The sequence below is a fragment of the Sinobacterium caligoides genome (assembly GCF_003752585.1).
Classification (GTDB): Bacteria; Pseudomonadota; Gammaproteobacteria; order Pseudomonadales; family Sinobacteriaceae; genus Sinobacterium; species Sinobacterium caligoides.
The window spans coordinates 735,123-755,135 of the sequence record NZ_RKHR01000003.1 but is presented as its reverse complement, the minus strand read 5'-3'; the positions used below and the strand labels follow the sequence as shown (position 1 = coordinate 755,135).

General features: G+C 49.4%; 13 protein-coding genes. 8 read left to right on the top strand and 5 right to left on the bottom strand.

The genetic code is table 11. From position 1 onward, the window contains the following. The first annotated feature begins 84 nt into the window (after positions 1-84). The 5 genes from hisS (at position 85) to EDC56_RS03405 (ending at position 6,517) form a co-directional block, all read left to right on the top strand. Positions 85-1,365, top strand: coding sequence for a histidine--tRNA ligase (gene hisS / locus EDC56_RS03425; RefSeq protein WP_123711103.1), 1,281 nt, complete (start codon positions 85-87; stop codon positions 1,363-1,365). A 100-nt stretch (positions 1,366-1,465) separates the two neighbouring features. Continuing rightward, positions 1,466-2,131 (top strand): YfgM family protein, encoded by a 666-nt coding sequence (locus EDC56_RS03420; RefSeq protein ID WP_123711102.1) that lies wholly within the window; start codon positions 1,466-1,468, stop codon positions 2,129-2,131. A 3-nt stretch (positions 2,132-2,134) separates the two neighbouring features. Further along, positions 2,135-3,286, top strand: coding sequence for an outer membrane protein assembly factor BamB (gene bamB, locus EDC56_RS03415; RefSeq protein ID WP_123711101.1), 1,152 nt, complete (start codon positions 2,135-2,137; stop codon positions 3,284-3,286). Between the two features lie 115 nt (positions 3,287-3,401). Then, positions 3,402-4,850 carry a ribosome biogenesis GTPase Der gene (der, locus tag EDC56_RS03410; RefSeq protein WP_123711100.1) on the top strand — a complete coding sequence of 483 codons (1,449 nt, stop codon included), beginning with the start codon at positions 3,402-3,404 and terminating at the stop codon, positions 4,848-4,850. Positions 4,851-5,020: 170 nt separating this feature from the next. After that, positions 5,021-6,517: an aldehyde dehydrogenase family protein gene (locus EDC56_RS03405; RefSeq protein ID WP_123711099.1), complete on the top strand. Its 1,497-nt coding sequence runs from the start codon at positions 5,021-5,023 to the stop codon at positions 6,515-6,517. 12 nt (positions 6,518-6,529) lie between these two features. Here the strand turns inward: EDC56_RS03405 and EDC56_RS03400 are convergent, their stop codons facing one another. Then, the gene (locus tag EDC56_RS03400) at positions 6,530-7,441 is read right to left on the bottom strand and encodes a LysR family transcriptional regulator (protein WP_123711098.1); all 912 of its coding nucleotides are present in this window, start codon (positions 7,439-7,441) and stop codon (positions 6,530-6,532) included. A 141-nt stretch (positions 7,442-7,582) separates the two neighbouring features. Between EDC56_RS03400 and EDC56_RS03395 the strand changes: the two genes are divergently transcribed. The 3 genes from EDC56_RS03395 to EDC56_RS03385 all read left to right on the top strand — a co-directional run bounded on the left by EDC56_RS03395 (position 7,583) and on the right by EDC56_RS03385 (position 11,802). After that, positions 7,583-8,305, top strand: coding sequence for an SDR family oxidoreductase (locus EDC56_RS03395; protein ID WP_123711097.1), 723 nt, complete (start codon positions 7,583-7,585; stop codon positions 8,303-8,305). 365 nt (positions 8,306-8,670) lie between these two features. Next, positions 8,671-9,762 (top strand): DUF3089 domain-containing protein, encoded by a 1,092-nt coding sequence (locus tag EDC56_RS03390; RefSeq protein ID WP_148059298.1) that lies wholly within the window; start codon positions 8,671-8,673, stop codon positions 9,760-9,762. Between the two features lie 228 nt (positions 9,763-9,990). Next, positions 9,991-11,802, top strand: a complete 1,812-nt coding sequence (locus EDC56_RS03385) for a hypothetical protein (RefSeq protein WP_148059297.1) — start codon at positions 9,991-9,993, stop codon at positions 11,800-11,802. A 680-nt stretch (positions 11,803-12,482) separates the two neighbouring features. On the opposite strand, the gene EDC56_RS03380 is transcribed toward EDC56_RS03385, so the two are convergent. From EDC56_RS03380 to EDC56_RS03365, 4 genes are all read right to left on the bottom strand, one after another. Further along, on the bottom strand, positions 12,483-13,886 hold the full coding sequence (locus EDC56_RS03380; protein ID WP_148059296.1) for a hypothetical protein: 1,404 nt from the start codon (positions 13,884-13,886) through the stop codon (positions 12,483-12,485). Positions 13,887-14,778: 892 nt separating this feature from the next. Beyond that, a complete protein-coding gene (locus tag EDC56_RS03375; RefSeq protein WP_123711093.1) occupies positions 14,779-15,918 on the bottom strand; it encodes an acyl-CoA dehydrogenase family protein in 1,140 nt (379 codons plus the stop codon). 10 nt (positions 15,919-15,928) lie between these two features. Next, a complete protein-coding gene (locus EDC56_RS03370) occupies positions 15,929-17,134 on the bottom strand; it encodes an acyl-CoA dehydrogenase family protein (protein ID WP_123711092.1) in 1,206 nt (401 codons plus the stop codon). 470 nt (positions 17,135-17,604) lie between these two features. Further along, on the bottom strand, positions 17,605-19,980 hold the full coding sequence (locus EDC56_RS03365) for a hybrid sensor histidine kinase/response regulator (protein WP_123711091.1): 2,376 nt from the start codon (positions 19,978-19,980) through the stop codon (positions 17,605-17,607). Positions 19,981-20,013 lie beyond the last annotated feature (33 nt).

Sequence of the window (20,013 nt, the reverse complement as noted above, 5' to 3'; positions counted from 1 at the left end):
TGAAATCCATGCTTGAAAGCCAGTAGTGATTAGCCATTTTTTTTAATATATCTTTGCTTTTAATATGTTTTTGGAGTATTCGTCATGAAGAAAATACAGTCTATCCGCGGTATGAGTGATAACCTGCCGACGACTACACCGGTGTGGCAGTATCTTGAGTCCACGCTTGCCGAATTGTTACAAAGTTACTCTTACCAAGAGATTCGCTTTCCTATTATGGAACAGTCGGCACTGTTCAAGCGTTCTATTGGTGACGCTACAGATATTGTTGAAAAAGAGATGTACACCTTTGAGGATCGTAACGGCGATAGCATTAGCCTACGTCCAGAAGGTACCGCAAGCTGTGTCCGCGCCGGAGAGCAGAACGGTTTACTCTATAACCAGGTTCAACGTCTTTGGTACTGTGGCCCTATGTTCCGACACGAGCGTCCGCAGAAGGGGCGTCTGCGTCAATTCCACCAGATTGGTGTTGAGGCCTTCGGCATGGCGTCGGCGGATATTGATGCTGAATTGCTAGTGATGACCGCGCGCTTATGGAAGAAACTCGGCATTTATAACAATGTTAGGCTTGAGCTTAACAGTATCGGCTCTGCAGCGGCACGCGCTGAGTTTAAGGCAGCTTTGGTGTCTTACTTGACTGAGTTTAAAGATCAGTTAGACGAGGATAGCCAACGTCGCTTGGGTACAAATCCGTTACGTATCCTCGATAGCAAGTCGGCTGAGACTCAGGCCATTCTCGATGGTGGTCCAGTATTCAGTGATTATATTGATGAAGAGTCTGCTGCCCACTTTGAACGCCTAAAGCAGCTGTTGGAAGCCGCAGGTATTGAGTACCAGCTCAACCCACGACTGGTACGGGGGTTAGATTATTACAGCAAGACAGTCTTTGAGTGGATCACTAATGATCTCGGCGCTCAGGGAACGATTTGTGCCGGCGGCCGCTACGATGGTCTAGTCGAGCAACTAGGCGGCAAGCCCACGCCAGGTGTTGGCTTTGCCATGGGGCTAGAGCGCTTAGTGTTGCTGCTTGAGGAGCTCGATGTGGTACCTCAGGGGGTTAACAATGATGTCGACGCTTATTTTGTTGTACCGAACGACGAGACATACCCAATGGCGTTGGCGATGGCAGAGCAGCTGCGCACCGCCATGCCGACGCTGAAACTGCAGCTACACTGTGGCGGAGGCAAGTTCAAGAAGCAGATGAAGAAGGCGGACGAGAGTGGCGCAAAGGTGGCGTTGATTCTAGATGATGACGCTGCAGCACAGGGGCAACTGGCTGTTAAGCCGTTGCGTGATGGTAGTTTTGAGCAAAATCTACTCGCTGTAGCTGATATTCCTGCTTATCTTGGTGACCTACTGGCCTAGATGGCTAGCTTTTACTATTGCCGCTTGTGTATGATGAGCGGCTAATTTATTGAATACGCTACGCCGGGTCAGAGACTCAGGCCGAAGGAGTGGATAGACGGTGGAAACTTATCGTACCGAAGAAGAGCAGGTCGAAGCGATTAAGCATTGGTGGAAGGAAAACGGCACCTCGACTTTACTGACGATCGCAATTGTTGTGGCAGGTTATTTCGGTTGGCAGTATTACGGACAAAATCAGCAGGCATCAGCGGAGCAGGCTTCGGCTATTTATCAGCAGTTGCTGGAAGCCAATGATCAGCTGGCGCAACAACCAGACGATGCTCAGTTGGCGACGGCCCACCATTTGGCCAGCCAGCTAAAAGAAGACTATGAAGGCTCGACTTATGCGCAGTTTGCAGCGTTAATCAATGCGCGCCTGTACGTTAATAGTGAAGACTTAGTGAAAGCTGAGGCCGAGCTACGCTGGGTGTTAGAGCATAGCTCGCAACAGAGCACGACCGATGTGACTGAGTTGCGCTTAGCTCGGGTGCTGGATGCCCAAGGTAAGACGGATGAAGCGGAGCAACTGATTGCTAAGCAGCGTGACGGTGCCATGCAAGTTGGCTTTGAAGAATTGAAGGGTGATATCTTGGCGGCAAAGGGAGACCCTAGCGGTGCTCGTACAGCCTATCAGCAAGCAAAAGATCTCGCCGCAGAGAACAAAGTACAGGCTTCGCCATTGTTAGCGCTGAAGCTACAGAACCTACCCGCAGCTAAGGGAGAGTAAGCGATGATTCGTCGCCTTTCAGTCTTGTGTCTGGCCCTGCCATTGTTATGGCTCTCGGGCTGTAGTAGTACACCCGAGAACGAAGCATTAAAACCCGCTGAATTACTTGAGTTTGATGCCAGCGCAGAACTGGATAAAGAGTGGAGCACACGCGTTGGTGATGGTCAGGGCGGTAAGTTTAACCGCCTACAACCGGTGATTCGTGACGGTATTATCTATGCCGCCAGTGCCGACGGTGAAATAGTTGCTCTGCGCAGCGACGACGGTGAAGAGGTTTGGGAGATCGATGTCGATGAGCCACTGAGCGGTGGTGTTGGCCTAGGCGATAGCCTGCTGTTTGTCGGTACGCCCAATGGTGAGGTGATCGCCTTCGATCAGTTGACCGGAGAGGAGCAGTGGCGCTCAGATGTGAAGAGTGAAGTACTCTCCGCCCCAGTTGGTCGCTATGGTATTGTGGTGGTTCAGGCTTTTGACGGTAATATCTATGGCTTGGACGCGTCAGATGGTTCACGCAGCTGGCGTTATGATAGCTCTCGTCCTGTACTGACACTGCGTGCCAGCGCTACCCCGGTGATTGTCGAAGACACCGTCTATGCAGGTCTTGCCAATGGCCGAGAAGTCGCGCTTGACCTCTCAAGTGGGCAAGTGAAATGGGAGGCGAGAGTCGCCATCCCGCAGGGTGAGTCAGAAATTGAGCGTATTGTTGATGTTAATGATAGCCCCTTGATTATCAACAGTGAGCTTTATGCGGTTAGCTATCAAGGTCGTTTATTGAAGATGGATCGCAGCAGCGGTCGTCCGGCATGGGAGTTTAAGGCTTCCAGTGACGGTGGACTTGCTGAGGGCTTTGGGAATGTTTACTTTAGCAGTGCTGATGGCAGTGTGGTGGCGGTGAATCGCGAAAATGGTTCTGTAACCTGGGAGCAGACACAGCTCGCCAATCGTCAATTGAGCAGCCCCACAGCCTACGATAACTATGTCATTGTTGGTGACTTTGAGGGCTATATTCATGTGCTGTCACAGGTTGATGGCTCGATGGTCGCACGTGAGGACTTGGGCAGTGATGGTATCCGTAGCCGCATTCTCACCGACGACGGGTTGATCTATGTTTTTGGCAACGACGGGCACCTTGTCGCCTATAAAATCGTCGAATAAGCTCGCCTGCCAGTGAATAACGGTTTGTCGCATAGCGGCAAGCCGTTTTGTTATTTTTAGAGAAGCGACAATACTTATTATTTGAGTCGCTTGAATTTTGTGAAGAGGTCTATCGATGTTACCCGTAATCGCTTTAGTCGGACGCCCGAATGTTGGCAAATCGACACTGTTTAACCGTTTGACTAAAAGCCGAGATGCGCTAGTAGCTAACTTCGAGGGCCTGACGCGTGACCGTAAATACGGTGAGGCAACCTATGATGGTCGCCGTCTTCTGCTTATCGACACCGGCGGCATTACTGGTGAAGAGGTTGGTATCGACGAGGAGATGGCGAAGCAGTCGCTGGCGGCTGTTGAGGAAGCCGACGTCGTCTTTTTCTTGGTTGATGCGCGAGCAGGTCTTACTGGTGTCGATGAAGTTCTGGCGCGCCATCTGCGTACGAGCAACAAGAAGACCTATTTGTTAGTGAATAAGGTCGATGGCGTTAATATCGATATCGCCCTCGCTGATTTCTATGCCCTCGGATTGGAAAAAGTCTGTCCAATCACCGCCAGCCAGGGGCACGGTGTGCGCTCATTGATGGAGGAGGTGTTGTCTGGCCTGCCTGTCGAGGAAGAGGATGAGGAGCTTGACGCTGCACGGGGGATCAAGATTGGTATCGTCGGCCGCCCCAACGTGGGCAAGTCGACCCTAGTGAACCGTATGCTAGGTGAGGAGCGAGTAATCGTCTACGACATGCCAGGGACGACACGAGACTCAATTTATATCGATTATCAGCGCGACGGTAAGGATTACACCATCATCGATACGGCTGGTGTTCGTCGTCGAAAGAATGTACGAGAGACGGTGGAGAAGTTTTCGATCGTTAAGACTCTGCAGGCTATCGATGACGCTAATGTCGTGGTGTTGTTGATGGATGCCCATGAAGGCATTGTCGATCAAGACCTTCATATCATGGGCTATGTGCTCGATAGCGGCCGCGCGCTGGTGATCGGAGTGAATAAATGGGATGGCATGACCGCCGACGAACGTGAGAGTGTGCGTTCAGAGCTTGATCGTCGCCTGACCTTCATCGACTTTGCCGAAATTCACTTTATCTCTGCGTTGCACGGTACCGGTGTCGGCCATCTGTATGAGTCGGTTGAAAAAGCCTATACCAGTGCCACACGTCGCTTGGTCACCAATGAACTGACTCAGGTCTTAGAAGGGGCAGTATTCGACCATCAGCCACCGATGATCAACGGTCGACGAATTAAGTTGCGTTATGCTCACGCCGGTGGCCATAACCCACCGGTTATTGTCGTGCACGGCAATCAGACCGGTAAAGTCCCCGCTTCTTACAAACGTTATCTTGAGAAAGTTTTCCGTCGCGAGCTAGGCTTGGTTGGTACGCCTATTCGCATGGAGTTTAAGAGCAGCGAAAACCCCTATACGGCGAAAGAAGCCTCTGTGGAAGAAGGTGAAAAGAAAAAGCAAAAGCGCCTGACGACCCAGACCAAGAAGGAAAAGGGCAAGCGCCAGCAACAGCGCAAGCGTCAAACACGTGGCCCGAAAAAGAGTGGCTAGTCGCTGACAGGAAAAAAGGTCGCTTTAAGCGGCCTTTTTTTTTAAAGATGTGTGGCTAATAGCCACTGGCCAGAAAAGTAGAAACAACAGCGACGTTTTCGTTCTATTGACTGTGCTGCGGCTACGTTACTCTGTGACGCAGGATTCTAATAACAGACAAGGACGCAGTTATGAGCTTCACCCCTCCCGAGTTTCAATCACAGTACGATAATTACATTGACGGCCAATGGGTCGCCTCAGAAAATGCTCAATATTTTGATAATGCTTCGCCAGTAGATGGCAAGGTTTTTACCCGTGTGGCGCGCTCTCAGCAAGCTGATATTGATTTGGCCTTGGATGCGGCGCATCGCGCGAAGTCGCTATGGGCGCAGGTTGCGGCGGCAGAGCGCAGTAACTTATTACTGAAAATAGCCTCGGTGATGGAAGAGAACCTACAGCGTCTTGCTGAGGTGGAGACATGGGACAACGGTAAGCCAATCCGTGAGACGTTAGCGGCAGATCTGCCGTTGGCGATCGACCACTTTCGCTATTTTGCCGGGGTCATTCGTGCCGAGTCTGGCGAGAGTAGTGACCTCGATGCAACGACGGTGTCGATGGAAGTACATGAGCCACTGGGTGTGGTGGGACAGATCATTCCATGGAACTTTCCACTGTTAATGGCGGCCTGGAAGCTGGCACCGGCGTTAGCAGCGGGGAATTGTGTGGTACTAAAGCCGGCCGAACAGACTCCAGCATCGATCATGGTATTGATGGAGTTGATCGACGGCATCTTACCTGCCGGTGTGTTGAATGTAGTGAATGGTTTTGGCGAGGAGGCGGGTGAGGCGCTAGCCTCATCAACAAGAATTAACAAGATTGCCTTTACAGGTGAGACGTCCACAGGCCAGAAAATCATGGCGCACGCGGCGAAGAATCTGATTCCGGTAACGTTAGAGCTCGGTGGTAAGTCACCCAATATTTTCTTCAAGAGCGTGATGGATCTCGATGATGGTTTCTTCGATAAGGCGATCGAAGGCTTCGTGATGTTTGCTCTCAACCAGGGGGAAGTGTGCACTTGCCCATCGAGGGCATTAGTACACGAAGACATTTATGAAGCCTTTATCGCACGTGTACTGGAGCGTGTCGCGGCGATCAATAAAGGGCATCCGCTGGACCCATCGACGATGTTGGGGGCTCAGGCCTCTCAGGAGCAGTTTAGTAAGATTAATCGTTACCTAGATATCGGTCGGGCTGAAGGCGCCAAGGTGTTAATCGGCGGTGATGCTCGCCAAGTGGACGGTCTTGGCGAGGGTTATTATATCGAGCCAACGGTGCTGCAGGGTAGCAATGAGATGCGCGTATTTCGCGAGGAGATCTTTGGACCAGTGGTCGGGGTGACGACCTTTAAAGAGGATGCCGAGGCGATTGCTATCGCCAACGACACGCCATACGGCCTAGGGGCAGGTATCTGGTCGCGAGATATGCACCAGTGTCACAACGCGGCTCGTGCGATTCAAGCGGGAAGAGTTTGGGTGAATAGCTACCATCTTTATCCAGCTCACGCGTCATTTGGTGGCTACAAGAAGTCTGGCATCGGTAAGGAGACGCACAAAAACGCCTTGGATAATTATCGTCACAGTAAGAATATCCTCGTCTCTTACAGTAAAGAACCGCTGGGCTTTTTTTAGCGGGTTTGTGTGTTAACGATGGTCGAGTCTTGCTTGGAAGCCTTGCTTGAGGAAGCTGATGAGTTTACTTAGCCGTTCGGGCTGGTAACGGTTTTTGTGGTAGAGCAGGTAGAGCGGCACGCTCTCACAGTGCCATTGGTCGAACAGCGGCTGTAATTGGCCTTGCTCTATGTACTGCTGGCAGTAAAGTGTCGGCAGTCGAACGATACCACCGCCAGCGAGTGCAGCCTGTAATAATGCACGGCCGTTTTTAGCCTGTAAATTGCCGCTGACGTTCACCTCCGTTGGTGTCTTATTAGCGTCTGCAGCATTGATAAAGCGCCATCGGCGAATGCTGCCGGTCAGGCAGTTGTGTTCAGCAAGTGACTTCGGGTGTTTGATGGGAGCCTGACGTTCGAGGTAAGCGGGGCTGGCGACGATGCTGATGGGTAGCTCAGTGAGTCGACGAGCAACCAAGTTGGAGTCGTCGAGTTGTCCCATCCGAATGACCAAGTCGAAGGCATTTTCTATCAGGTCAACGCGTGGGCTACTGAAGTCCAAGTTAAGCTTTATATCTGGGTAAAGTGTCATAAACTCCCCCAGTAATCCACCGACGATCTCTTCGCCAATGAGCCCACCCACACAGTTAATATTAACGGTGCCGCTGAGGCTGTGTTCTCCCTCGATGGTTTCTAGTACTGCCCGATCGACACTCGACAGCGCCTGACGGCACTCTAGAAAAAAGCGTTCGCCACTGTCGGTGAGGCGCTGTGAGCGGGTGGTACGAATGATGAGTTGGACACCCAGTGTCGACTCAAGTGCCGATAGCTGTCTAGAGAGGTGAGCGCGGGAGATGTTTAACTGCTCGGCGGCCTTGGTAAAGCTCTGCTGCTCTGCAATGGCGACGAAGGCTCTGATATCGAGGAGTGAGGGAGCGTTGTTCATGGCATCTAAATCATCTTCTTTGTTGTTTAAATTGTAACAGTGATTTGTGTTGTGCGATATATATCACCAATGATATCGCGCCTATAATATCTCGCAACAGCCCATCAGCGGGTTATTAAGATGAGTTCTAGGAGTATCAAGATGAGTAAGCCATTAATTGTTATTACCGGTGCCAGCTCTGGCATTGGCGCAGCCATCGCCCAGCGCCTGAGTGCGCAAGGGCACCCTCTATTGTTGGTGGCGCGCCGAGTGGAGCGGCTGCAGGCGTTGGCGTTGCCTCATTGTGTGTGTGAACAGGTGGATATCACCGATCGTAGTGCTTTTGATGCAGCGATTGCGAAGGCAGAGGCCCTGTATGGTCCTGTTGATGGTTTGATTAATAATGCCGGTGTCATGCTCTTAGGGCAGATTGAAGATCAGCAACCCAGTGAGTGGCAGCAGATGTTTGACCTCAATGTGGTCGCCTTGCTCAACGGTATGCAGGCGGTATTGGCGCCGATGAAAGCACGCAATAGTGGCACCATTATCAATATTAGCTCGATCGCCGGGCGTAAAACCTTTGCTGATCATGCGGCCTACTGTGGTAGTAAATTTGCGGTACATGCGATCACAGAGAATGTACGAGAAGAGGTGTCGGCCAGCAATGTGCGAGTTATCACTATTGCACCAGGCGCGGTGGAGACGGAGCTGTTATCGCATACTACATCGAGTTCGATTAAGGAGGGTTACGAAGCTTGGAAGCAGGTGATGGGCGGCGCGTTAGCCCCCGATGATGTGGCGCGTACTGTGGCATTCGCCTATGAGCAGCCTCAGGGCGTGTGTATTCGTGAGATCGTTCTGGCGGCGACGAAACAGGCAGCTTAAAGGTGGCAACAAAAAGCCCGGTTTCGACCGGGCTTTTATCTGTTTCAGGTTTGATTAAGGTTATTTTTAACCAAAGTTCGTTGTTTGTTCGTTGTTTTTATATGCAGAGCTTACATGGTGAAAAAGTCTTGTAAGATAGGGTTAAATTAAAATTGTGTACAACAGCTTTATCAATTCTTTTGATTCCTCCGAAAGTAGTAGGTCAGGTGAACAATAAATATATTGATTCGCAGAGAACAAATTGCATGCTGTAAAAAAAAGCATGCTGGCTATAATAAAATGATTTTTCTGCTAACAAAATAAAACTTAATGTTATCAGGCGGTGTTACTTGAATAGTAGTAACTCATATTTAGGGAAAATAGCAGTGAAACGATATAAAGCAAAAATGATAATTAAAGGTTTCTTGGCCTTGCTATGCACAATAGGCTTGTTGTGGTTCTTTGCGGGTACAGCGTTGCTTCAGTATGCAACGACACCACAAGGGCAGTTTGAGCATGAGATCGCACCGGAAGAGCCTAATTATCATCGAGAAGACTCTTGGGCGGCTCTGCCTCTGCGTCAAGATGCTGCTGACGTGGTGCCGCAGGGGAGCTTTGCCAGTGATGCGCAAGCCGATGCGGCGGTTGACGTATTTTTCATTCATCCCACGTCTTACTTTCTTAATCGTTGGGTCGCTCCTGCAAATGATTGGCTTGCTAGTCTGATTCTCGACATCGGCATATTGCCGATGCAGGCGAGTGCTTTTAACGGTGTCGCAAAGGTCTATGCGCCGCACTATCGACAGGTGTCTATGGGGGCACAAATGCAAGAGGGGCATCAACATCAATTGCAACAGGCACTGGCTTTGGCTTACACAGATGTACAGCGAGCTTTCGATTACTATTTAACGCACTACAATCATGGTCGCCCCTTTATTATTGCCTCTCATAGCCAAGGTACGAAACATGGTGTGCCATTACTGAATTATCTTTATCAACATTACCCTGAGCAATCGAAGCGATTGGTCGCAGCCTACCTTATTGGTAACACGGTAGTGGCAGAGCAGTTGCCAGAAGAGCTGGTGGTTTGTCAATCTTCGTTACAGACTGCCTGTTACCTCAGCTGGAATACGATGCGTGAAGGCGGTGATCCGAGCTACTGGTTGGCCAAGGGCAAGCCTGTCTGCGTTAACCCGCTATCGTGGCGGGAGGATGAGCGGAAGGTGATGGCGGAACATCATTTAGGTGCGATTCCCATTGCCGATATTACGGCTATCGAAGCTCCCGATATCGGGTTGGTCGAAGCGCGTTGTGAAGGGGGCATGCTATGGGTTAATAAGCCACAGCGCCCGGGCTATGACAGTAATATCTTTCAAGGCGAAAGTTACCACGCTTATGACTATAATTTTTTCTATATGGACATCCGTCATAATGTGGCAGAGCGTGTAAAGGCTTACTTCTCGGCGAATGTGCAGTAGAGTTGTTTTTTATTTTCCATGCTGGCTGCAGTTTGTTTAGTGTGACAACAAGCCTTAGTACTTTCTAGGGAGTCTTTTCGCCTTTGCGTGCCAATGCTTGACCTGTTCTAACCTGTTTATTTCCTCATATCGGCATAACGTATAAGACGTTAGTACCAGTCTCAGCTCTGCAGCTCGTGCTGTCAGAGATTGGGCTTGGCTAACTTCAATATTATGAGGGGAAATATAATGAATTATAAAAATATAAAACGAACAATGGCTTTGTTGGCCGTAGCCTTGAGTTCCTCGTTAATTGCAGTCACAGCTTACTCTAGTGACTCGCCACTATCGGCAGTGGTGATTACATCCGTAGAGAGCGAGGATGAAGCGAGTGATACTTTGCTCGTGCAGGGACGTCTCGATGGCACGATATATAATCGTGTCGATATCAACGGCTACTCGCCGTTAAGTTATCAAGGTGAGAACTTTACTCTGCCTTTACCGCGGTCTACTAGCTATCAGTTGAAGCTTTACGGGGATGGCGGCGCCTATCGTGAGATAGATTACAGCGCTGTCGATGCTTCGGTAGACTCGGCGATTGAGTTGGTGATCGCTCACCAACTGAGTGCTGAACTGGGGCCTGTGCTGGGGCGTTTGTTAACGGACTTAGACCTGATGTCAGTGCTGTCTTTGGATCCAAGCGCCTGCGCTGTAGATACCTTCCTATTACGAGGTTGTGACCTGTACCTTAAAGCGTTGCAGCTGCATGGCACACCTGATGTGGCACTGTCATTTAATAACAGTGAGGAACAACAGCTAACACTCGATGTCTCGGTTGCTATTCCCCTGGCGACGCTGCATACGCAACTGAAGCGGGCGTTGTGGCGGGGTTATCGTGACACCATGATTCGCACGGAAGATATTACGCTGCAGCTGCAGATTGGCGTTTATGCGACAGATGATCACTCTATCAAGCTGGTGTTGAATGAGTCGAGTGATTTGAACCTGTCAGTGGGTAGGATGAGAGTCGACTCCAATGCGCTAGCTCCCTACCTGCTGCCGATACTGAAGGAAGCCGTGGTAGAAGTCATAGATCGTCATGCTGCCAATGCTATTGGTCCGTTCCTTGGTCTACTACCGATTCCGGCGATTCCGTTATCGTTACCGGTCGATATCGATGGTGACGAGGTCGATGATGCAGAGTTTGCAATTAATATGCACGCTCAGCAGTTGTCAGTACTGACTAACGGCGATGGCATGGCGGTGTTAGGTGGCAGCATTCATGCGGCAGAGGTTTATCCTGGCCGAGAGCTATTGGGCTCGCGGCGCATCGGTAGTTATTTACAGCAGGCGAATGAATTAAGCGCACCGACAGATATTAGTGCGGTGGTCGCGGTTGATCTCGCCAATCAGGTACTCGCAGCAGTCTATCAAAGTGGGCTCGAGCAAAAACTAGCACTGCCGATGACGATGGAGTCACTCGGTGATTTCGGCAAGATTCTCGTCGGTTCGTTTGGCTATCAGGCAGATGACGCAGTCCTTATTCGCTTAGGCTTCTCAGCCCCGCCAGAGTTATTGGTCGATAGTGAGTCAGCGTTTGCTCTTGGTATACAGGCCGGTATTAATGAGATGCGTCTGCAGATAGCCACGCCTAATGGCGATGGTGAGGAGGTGATTTTAGATATCACCGCCGATGTCCTGGTTGATACTTCGCTGGGTGCCATAGGTGATGGTCGATTGCAGTTGGAATTTGAACAGCTGCTGCAACTGAGTGGTGTTGTTGTTAATGGTGGTAGCTTGGTTGATGTCTACCAATTCCCGCCGGATGTGTTGGCGATGATTGTAACGACGGCGCTGCCCGGCCTGCTGACGAAGATGGAGCCGACGATCAACGAACTGCTTAACGTGGCGCGACTGGAACTGGATATCGGTGAGATGTTGGGGGGGTGGCTGAAAACGGAGTTTCCCTCGGTCCTAGTGGAAGGTTATATCACGGAAACGGGAGTCAGTGATGATGAAAGTTATATCGAGCTAGGAATCGGTCTCGACTTCCCACTGTAGCCAGCCTGTAGAAATAGCGGTAAATAACGGATTGTTCGAAGTCGCTTAGCAGCTTGATTCGTCATCATGAAAAGGGAGGTTCAATCACAATAGGAGGAGCTATGTAGGGGTATTTGTTGTTAGGTGTTTTTTATTGCTCAATACGCCCTAGGTTCATTAGAACCTAGGAGTGAGCTTTAGAGGCATAATCACTTTTTATCCATCCGCATTTATCTAACGATAATTTAAAGACGGATATCCCACCAACAATTAATACAGTTTTATTGTTCACGCTATCATTGTCCGTTGATTATAAGCTCTATAGAAATAGGCGATATTATCGCGCTGCCATATCAGGAGGTTGTTAAGCATGGATGCCTGTTACACATCAACAGGGTTGGCAAAACCTTTCAGGAATATATTAAGAGGATCGGCTTGGCTAGGTAAGCTTTACCACAAAAGCATCAATAAAAACCTACTAAATGATGGCGATAGCACCAATAGAATTGCTTGCATTGGCGGTTGTTCTTGGCCGGCGGTTGCCGCGATCTGATAATTTATATTTGTCTATTTTTAGAAAAGATGTCTAAGAAAACAAAATGTTTGCAGGCTGTAGAATATCGATGGGTGTCTCTATGTTTAATCAACCGAATGACCAATTGATTAAACAAAGAAACCTGCAGAATTACGTTGTGGTTTGTTTAGTTATTGGTGGCTGGGGTAGCTAAGTTATTATTGATTTGCGGAGTAATCATAGCGGCTAGCGGTTGATCCACCGATAGCTCTACACTGACATGGCCTTGATGGCTAACGACATTAATATCAAATCTCACGTTATCCTCACTAAATCTGATACCATGCGTAAACTCAGAAAATCCCCCGCCTATTTCTTCATTAAGCTCTTCTGTCTGCTCTGAAAAGACAACCAGAGGCCTATTAGTACCGCTGCCAACGAAGAAATGCTTACTACTGCTAGACTGATTCATCACCAAATCATTGTCTGCTAATACCACCAAATCTAGCCTAAGCGTTTCTTCTTGCTCCCCCGTTGCAACAACCTGTAATAGATCCATGGTGTCACTCGACAACTCTTCGCCGTGATGTGATGTTGACGTACCAATAGATTGATAAATGGCAAAACACCGAATGCTTAAATCACCCGATAACGGCATAATCATTGCCCCGTACTGATCATAGGCATGCCATGACTTGACACTTCCTAAGTTGGTCGCTCTGGCGTCTTCAGCGATTTTAATGCCGCTTATCTTATTCTTTTTAACGTTAGAGTAAAGACCTTCACCTTCACCTTCACCTTCACCTTCACCTTCACCTTCACTTCGGGTCAGGGCTACCTCAACCTCCATTGTGAGGCGATTATCTTCGAGGGACACCAATACGTCTTTACTCCACTGGTTATCATATGAGGGCTCTGTTAGTGCGTGGTAACTATTTTCACTATCAAGTGTGAAATCTATGGCAGTAAGATCCTTGTAGTGAATACCATCAAGAACGTAAGGAGGATCACCCTCTTCGTTCAAACCACAGATTTGTAGCTTATACTCATCTACGTTGTTAGTTCGAGTAATCATTGCTGTTGATAAGCTATAGGACTTTATTCGGTCAGTGGTACCCTGCTGATAGACCTTTTCTTGCTTGTACTCTGTCGCTAATATCCATAGCCCTTCTAATCCCTCTTCTGTAGAGCGCGCCTGATTAAGGTCGAGAGAGTAGCCTCCTTCATAGGGCGTAAATAGGTTTGCATCTGATGAGCCATCACATGATTGTGTCGTCGAGTTTACAGTGGCATCTGCTGCTGTTTCATCATCGGAACATGTTTCGGTGTCTGGAGCCTCTTCGTTATCCGTTCCCCCCGCAGTATCTATTCCCGCCTCGCTATCCGCGCCCCCCGTAGTATCTATTCCCGCCTCGCTATCCGCTCCTCCCGTAGTATCTATTCCCGCCTCGCTATCCGCTCCCTCCGCAGTATCTATTCCCGCTTCGGAATCTGTAGTGATTCCTGATTTTACCTCCGGCTTAAAATTAGTGCTTGAACTCCCGCCGCCAAAAATGCGGTCACAGCCAGATAATAGGCTAATCATTGCCATCAATATCATCATTTTTTTCATTTTTATTCTCCAGAACTGTATTTTGTGCACTTCCATAGCACGATATTTCCTGACAGATAATACAAGTCAAAATAGCTGGTCGCTCAGGCAAAACGCGTAAGGATACAGCTTTATTCGACTAAATATTTTCTAAAAAAAATAATAGAGTTTAATGAGGGTTTTCTATTTTGCAGCTTTAAGGTGAAATGAAGAGGTTGTTATCTTTTTTATTTGTATGTATTTAGGTGGGGTAGAAGAAGTAATAGAGTTGCTGCCATTATTTGGCCGTTTCTTCATCGATATGCAGCAACGGGTGCATTATTGGCTGTGTTTGTCGGTACCGCATAGGAAACCCCGCCTGACGCAGTGGGAAATGTCGTGATAGTAGGGGGGGAGCCAGGCTGACGATATTATTACATGGTTTGTCACTCTGCACTCTCCTTGACTTAGTAGAGTATAGGAACGGAGACAGTAACGATGGTGGTCTTGTCGTTGATTTAAAGAAAAAGTAATTGATGCATTCACCCTACTTTTTTATCAAACTGCCTAGTGTCTCGATTTTCGGTAGGTATCATTGAAGGGCATCTTTGCCTGAGTTTATGACTGTTCGTCACATTACTTTGTTATGTGATTTTACTTCTATATAGGGGGAGTAAATCGGGCCGGAATATCGTTTGTAGGTGGAAGTCGCTTGATTTGGCTTTTTTAACTTTTTAAGTAAGCCCTGAGAGCTGCTTGTCGTTTGTCGCGGTACGGTTGTATTTTGTTAAATCGCTTGGATTTTATTGTTAATTAAAAAATTTACAATGTATTAGCGGCTTCTGTGTGTTGGCAATATACGCGCCACTGGCGCGTATATTTTATTCAACCGATCATACATGGTCACTATTCGTTAGTAACCACACAGGGTCGCATAGCGATCGCGGTGGAAACCGGCGTCACCAAATATTTGCATGGCAACACGAGCGCGTTTAAGGAAGAAACCAATGACCAGCTCGTCAGTGACGCCGATACCGCCGTGCATTTGCGTCGCTTCATTGGTGACAAGTTTGAACACGTCGTTTAAGCGTGCTTTGGCGAGACTGGCCATCGCAGCGCTGTCGGCACGTTGGTCGTCGATGGCGCTGAGTGCGTCCATCACGACAGAACGTGCGAGCTCAAGCTCACAATACATCTCGGCACAGCGATGCTTGAGCGCCTGAAAGCTACCGAGCTTGACGCCAAACTGCTCGCGATCGCCAAGATATTCAACGGTACGGCTGAGACATTCGTCGGCACCGCCAAGCATTTCGGCAGCGAGATAGATGCGACCACGGTCGAGGATCTGATCCAATATTGGCCAGGCGTTGTCAGCCTCGCCGAGCAGGGCGGCAGCACTGACGACAACATTTTCAAAATCGATATTGGCGGCGTTACGACTATCGATCAGCGTGGTGCGCTGGCGGCTAATGCCCGCGCTGTCGGCATCGACTAAGAAGAGTGATAGTCCGCCAGCTTCGCCTGCGTTACCGCTAGTACGGGCGACAACCACTAACTTATCGGCGCTATGGCCATCTAGCACGAGTTTTTTTCTGCCATTGAGTACATAGCCGTCGGCGCCTTTTGCGGCTGTTAACGATACACCTGCGGGGTTGTGATGGTTGGTTTCTTCTAGTGCTAGCGCCAAGGTTAACTCGCCACAAGCGACCTGCGGTAGTAGCTCCTGCTTTTGTTGTTCACTACCGGCTATTTCAATGGCAGAGGCACCGAGTACGACGGTGCCAAAAAGCGGCGAAGCAGTTAAGGTATGACCGCTCTCGATAGCGATAGCGCCGAGGCCGAGATAGCCGAAGTCGAGACCGTCATAGGCTTCGGGGATGGTGATCATGGCCCAGCCAAGCTCGCTCATCTGCGCCCATAGCTGCGTGTCATAGCCCGTGGCATCTTTTTCGTCGCGGAGTTTACGTAGCGCGTCAATGGGCGCATTCTCGTTGAAGAAAGCCTTGGCGGCATCCTGCAGTTGACGTTGTTCTTCATTAAATACTAAAGACATGGCAAGTTCCTTACGATTTAGCGCGTGGCAGATCGGGCATGTTGAGGGCGCGCTTGGCGATGATATCTAGCTGCACTTCTGAGCAACCACCGGCGATGGAGAGTGCTTTTGAGAAGGCCCAGCCACGAGCGGTTAACAGTTCGTCTTCGCTGAACTGGTCGTCATACCAGCCGAGTGCCTGGCTGCCAAGTAGGGCCATTAGTAGCTCTTCTTTACGCTTTTGCTCTTCGGTGCCGACATATTTCATGATCAGTGGCAATTGCGTTGTTTGGCCGGTCATACGCTCTTCGAAGGTACGGAAGTGAGCGAGGCCGATGGCGCGGAAGTTCATCTCATGCTGCACCAGCTGGTCGCGCAAGGCGGCATCACTGAGCTTGCCGTCGGCACCCTTGCCAACATACTCGAGTGCGGCCTGGACGGGGCCAAACTTGGGGCCAGGGGTGTCGCCACCAATTTCGCTCATTAGCTTGCGTTCGTGTTTGAGCAGAGCTTTGGCGACGGACCAACCGGTATTCACTTCTCCGATAAGGTTTTTCTTGGGGACTTTAACGTTATCGAAGAAGGTCTGGCAGAACTCAGACTCGCCACTGATCAGCTCTATCGGTGAGACGGAGACGCCTTCACTCTCCATATCGATCAATAGAAAGCTGATGCCCTCTTGCTTACGAGCATTTGGGTCGGTACGGACGAGACAAAAGATCCAGTCAGATTTGTCGCCGTTGGTGGTCCAGATCTTGGTGCCGTTGACCAGGTAGTGGTCACCCATGTCTTCGGCTTTAGTTTGCAGTGAGGCGAGATCGGAGCCGGCACCGGGCTCTGAGTAGCCTTGGCACCAGCGAATGTCGCCCGCGGTGATCTTGGGTAGGTGTTCACGCTTTTGCTCTTCGGTGCCGTACTCAAAGACGGCTGGGCCGAGCATCCAGATACCGATATCGAGGAGTGGAGTACGCGCTCGGATGGCTTTCATCTCATCCTTGAGCACCTTACATTCTGCTTCGTTGAGACCGGCGCCGCCATACTCAACGGGCCATTCGGGTACGGTATAGCCTTTGTCACGGCAGCGCTCAAACCAAAGCTTACTATCATCGGTAGGAAAGGTCTTATTCTTACCAGCCCATACTTGTTCCTCACGAACAGCCGGTTGGCGCTGGCTTTCGGGGCAGTTAGCTTGCAACCACTCCCTGACTTCTTGGCGGAAGGTTTCTAACGCATCCATTGAGATCTCTCCTCTACTTTGGTCATCTCTGCCAGCCGATGTTAATGCAGCAGTGTTGCTGCTGAAGGCTGGGCATGAGTTGTGGCCGCATCGATATACTTTAATGGTGCTAGTGAAAGTGAGATGTCATGGCTGCTTATGTGCTTCGAGCCCAAAGGTCATCACTTACTAGCTGCTGTTATAGTGCTTATTAGCATAACTAGTCGTCTGCTGGGCTCAATAGCAAAACCTGTCATTTGGCGCTAACAAATCGCGTCACAGGCTTCTTTTGGTTCTCGGCACAGCTTTTGGTTTAGTCTGCGCTACTCTTTATGCTTTGGCTATGGGCTCTTAGTAAACATTGAGTCGCCAAATTGCTGCTAGCATGGCGTTGAATTTATGGGTGAGTTGTTGTGCATTATAATGAGTAGCGATGATTCTTGTTGGCTCAGCCTGCGGTTTTGCTAATAGAGCGGTTTAGCGAGTGATATTTAGTCGTGCGTGCCTAGTAGCGACTGCGCGTAAAGGCTATCAGTGCCCACCCAGCGTTGTAAGCTGCTCTGTAACTGCTCGATCGTCGTCGGTTTGGCAAGTACGCTTTGCATGCCGGTGGCATGGCAGCGGGCAAGGTCGTTAGTCATCGTGTTGGCGGTCACTGCGACGATGGGGGTTTGCCGGTTGAGGCCGTTCTGTTTAATGCGATGGGTGGCAACATAACCGTCGACAATGGGCATTTGGCAGTCCATAAAAATAATATCAAAGCGCTGTTTGAGGCACACTTCGAAGGCGTGTTGGCCGTTGTAAACACAGTCTACGTTATGCCCCAGTTGTTTTAGCTGCGCTTTTAATATCATACGGTTGACGGCATTGTCTTCAGCAACCAGTATTGATAGCGAGCGTGTTTCTTGTGACGGGTAGCTGTGCTCGGGTGCGGCGGGCAGTGGCAGGCAGAGGGTAAAGCTGCTGCCAACACCTTGTTCAGAGTGAAGCCTGAGGTCTCCGCTCAGGTGTTGCGTGAGTTGATGACAGAGATCCAAGCCTATCCCAAGACCTTCGTGGCGCCGCGAGGCACTGTTATCGGCTTGCTCAAAAGCGTTGAATAATCGTTGTTGTTCTGATTCGCTGATGCCGCAGCCTGTGTCTGTGAGACAGAAAACGATCTTGTTATGTTTCCCGTCTGCGGCGCTGACGTTGAGACGAATACTGCCTTGCTCAGTGAATTTAACTGCGTTGTTGAATAACTGTTGCAGAATGAGTTCGAGGCGAGATTGATCGCCAAAGACCCATTGTGGTGTGTCTTCAGAGGTAGAGTAGGAAAATTCGAGCTGTCGTTTTTCACATTGCGCAGTGTAGTGATCGCTTATTTTTTGTAGGCATAAATGTAAGTCGAAACGGTGCTGATGAGGTTTGAAGTGCTCTGATTGACTATCGCTAAGCTGCAGCAAGGCTTCTATTTGTTGTTGTAGTTGCCGTGTGCTCTTACTGGCCGAGTTGAGGTAACGGTTGACACGAACAGGAAGGTTGTCACGATCAATCAGTGCGAGGGAGCCGGCAATGCCTGTAATAGGTGTGCGTAACTCATGGCTAAGCGTTGATAGGAAACGATTTTTAACTTGATTGCTCTGTTCGAGTTGCGACAGTGCGTTAGAAAGCTCTTGATTAGCTTTAAGAGCCTGCAGATGGGCCTGTTTTTTGATGTTGCTCTTTTCTCGCTGTAATTGATTCAGGCGGTCGGCGAGGGCTAGCGAAAGAGCAATGACTTCGATCGCCGAACCTATTTGGCCTGCGCCACGGGTAAGCCAATTAGCGGGTAATAGGCCGATAGCTGTCAAACCGACGATGCACGCACCAGCCGAAATACAGCACCAACCGAGCAAAAAGTATTTGGCTATCCTAACGTTGAAATAATAACAAAGAGCCCCCGTGGCGATGGCCTGTATAGTGAATATTAATACGACGACCATGCTAAGCTGTGTACTCTGCGAATACGGCAGAAAGAAGCTACTGACGGCGGTGCAAGCGGCGATGAAGGCCGTCGCTATTAATAATTTGTCGGCACTAGGTAGGTGCTGTTTTGTTTGCAAAAAACTGCGACTAAACAGTGCGGCGCAAAAGCAGCTTATACTCATGAGAAAGGGAGTTATTATTGCATTGAGCTCAGGGTGAGTAGGCCACAGATAACGATAGCCATGGCCCGTAATGGAGGTTTGCATTAAGCTAAAGCTAACGATGTATAGTACGTATAATAGATAGCTTTCGTCGCGCGTAGAGCAATAAATAAATAAATTATATAACGCCATAACACTGAGAACGCCGAAGTAAACCCCATAAATGAGACTGCTATAGCTTAGTTGTTGGAGTAATTGCTGCTGGTCGAGGATGGTAACCGGAACATCGACGGAACTGCTTGTTGTCACTTTGATATAAACGGGTAGTTCAGGGCTAACGAATTCATTTAGCTGTAATGTGTATTGAGTTGCGGTGTTGCTACTGAGTGGGGTGATGGGAATATTATCGTCGAAGAGGTGGGAGTGATATTTCCCCTGTTGATCAGGGAGGAGTATCTCGATGCGATCGAGGGGCGGATAATCGATGTTGAGGAAGTGAGCGGCAAAACTCTGCCCGTGTTCTGGGTAGATGCGTAGCCAATAGCTGGCGTTGTTGAGGCCTGCATGCAAGCGATCGCTACCTAAAGGAGTAAAACGGTCGTTTTGGTGAAGGTCGGCAAGTGTGAGTTGATGGCTACTGTCAATGAGGCTGTCGCTCTGAAAGCCAATAGCATTGGCGCCACTGGCAGTCAGAGTGTACGAAAGTAGCACCGCCAGTAGTGGAAAAATAGACCTTTTTAGCAAGCTATATACAGACATAATTATAGGGATTATTTTGCTGAACAAGGATAG

What these genes read in the sequence shown, in the direction of transcription:
- EDC56_RS03405 (WP_123711099.1), top strand. Translation starts at nt 5,021, where the DNA reads ATGAGCTTCACCCCTCCCGAGTTTCAATCACAGTACGATAATTACATT.
- bamB (WP_123711101.1), top strand. Translation starts at nt 2,135, where the DNA reads ATGATTCGTCGCCTTTCAGTCTTGTGTCTGGCCCTGCCATTGTTATGG.
- EDC56_RS03370 (WP_123711092.1), bottom strand. Translation starts at nt 17,134, where the DNA reads ATGGATGCGTTAGAAACCTTCCGCCAAGAAGTCAGGGAGTGGTTGCAA.
- hisS (WP_123711103.1), top strand. Translation starts at nt 85, where the DNA reads ATGAAGAAAATACAGTCTATCCGCGGTATGAGTGATAACCTGCCGACG.
- EDC56_RS03385 (WP_148059297.1), top strand. Translation starts at nt 9,991, where the DNA reads ATGAATTATAAAAATATAAAACGAACAATGGCTTTGTTGGCCGTAGCC.
- EDC56_RS03380 (WP_148059296.1), bottom strand. Translation starts at nt 13,886, where the DNA reads ATGGCAATGATTAGCCTATTATCTGGCTGTGACCGCATTTTTGGCGGC.
- der (WP_123711100.1), top strand. Translation starts at nt 3,402, where the DNA reads ATGTTACCCGTAATCGCTTTAGTCGGACGCCCGAATGTTGGCAAATCG.
- EDC56_RS03375 (WP_123711093.1), bottom strand. Translation starts at nt 15,918, where the DNA reads ATGTCTTTAGTATTTAATGAAGAACAACGTCAACTGCAGGATGCCGCC.
- EDC56_RS03365 (WP_123711091.1), bottom strand. Translation starts at nt 19,980, where the DNA reads ATGTCTGTATATAGCTTGCTAAAAAGGTCTATTTTTCCACTACTGGCG.
- EDC56_RS03395 (WP_123711097.1), top strand. Translation starts at nt 7,583, where the DNA reads ATGAGTAAGCCATTAATTGTTATTACCGGTGCCAGCTCTGGCATTGGC.
- EDC56_RS03400 (WP_123711098.1), bottom strand. Translation starts at nt 7,441, where the DNA reads ATGAACAACGCTCCCTCACTCCTCGATATCAGAGCCTTCGTCGCCATT.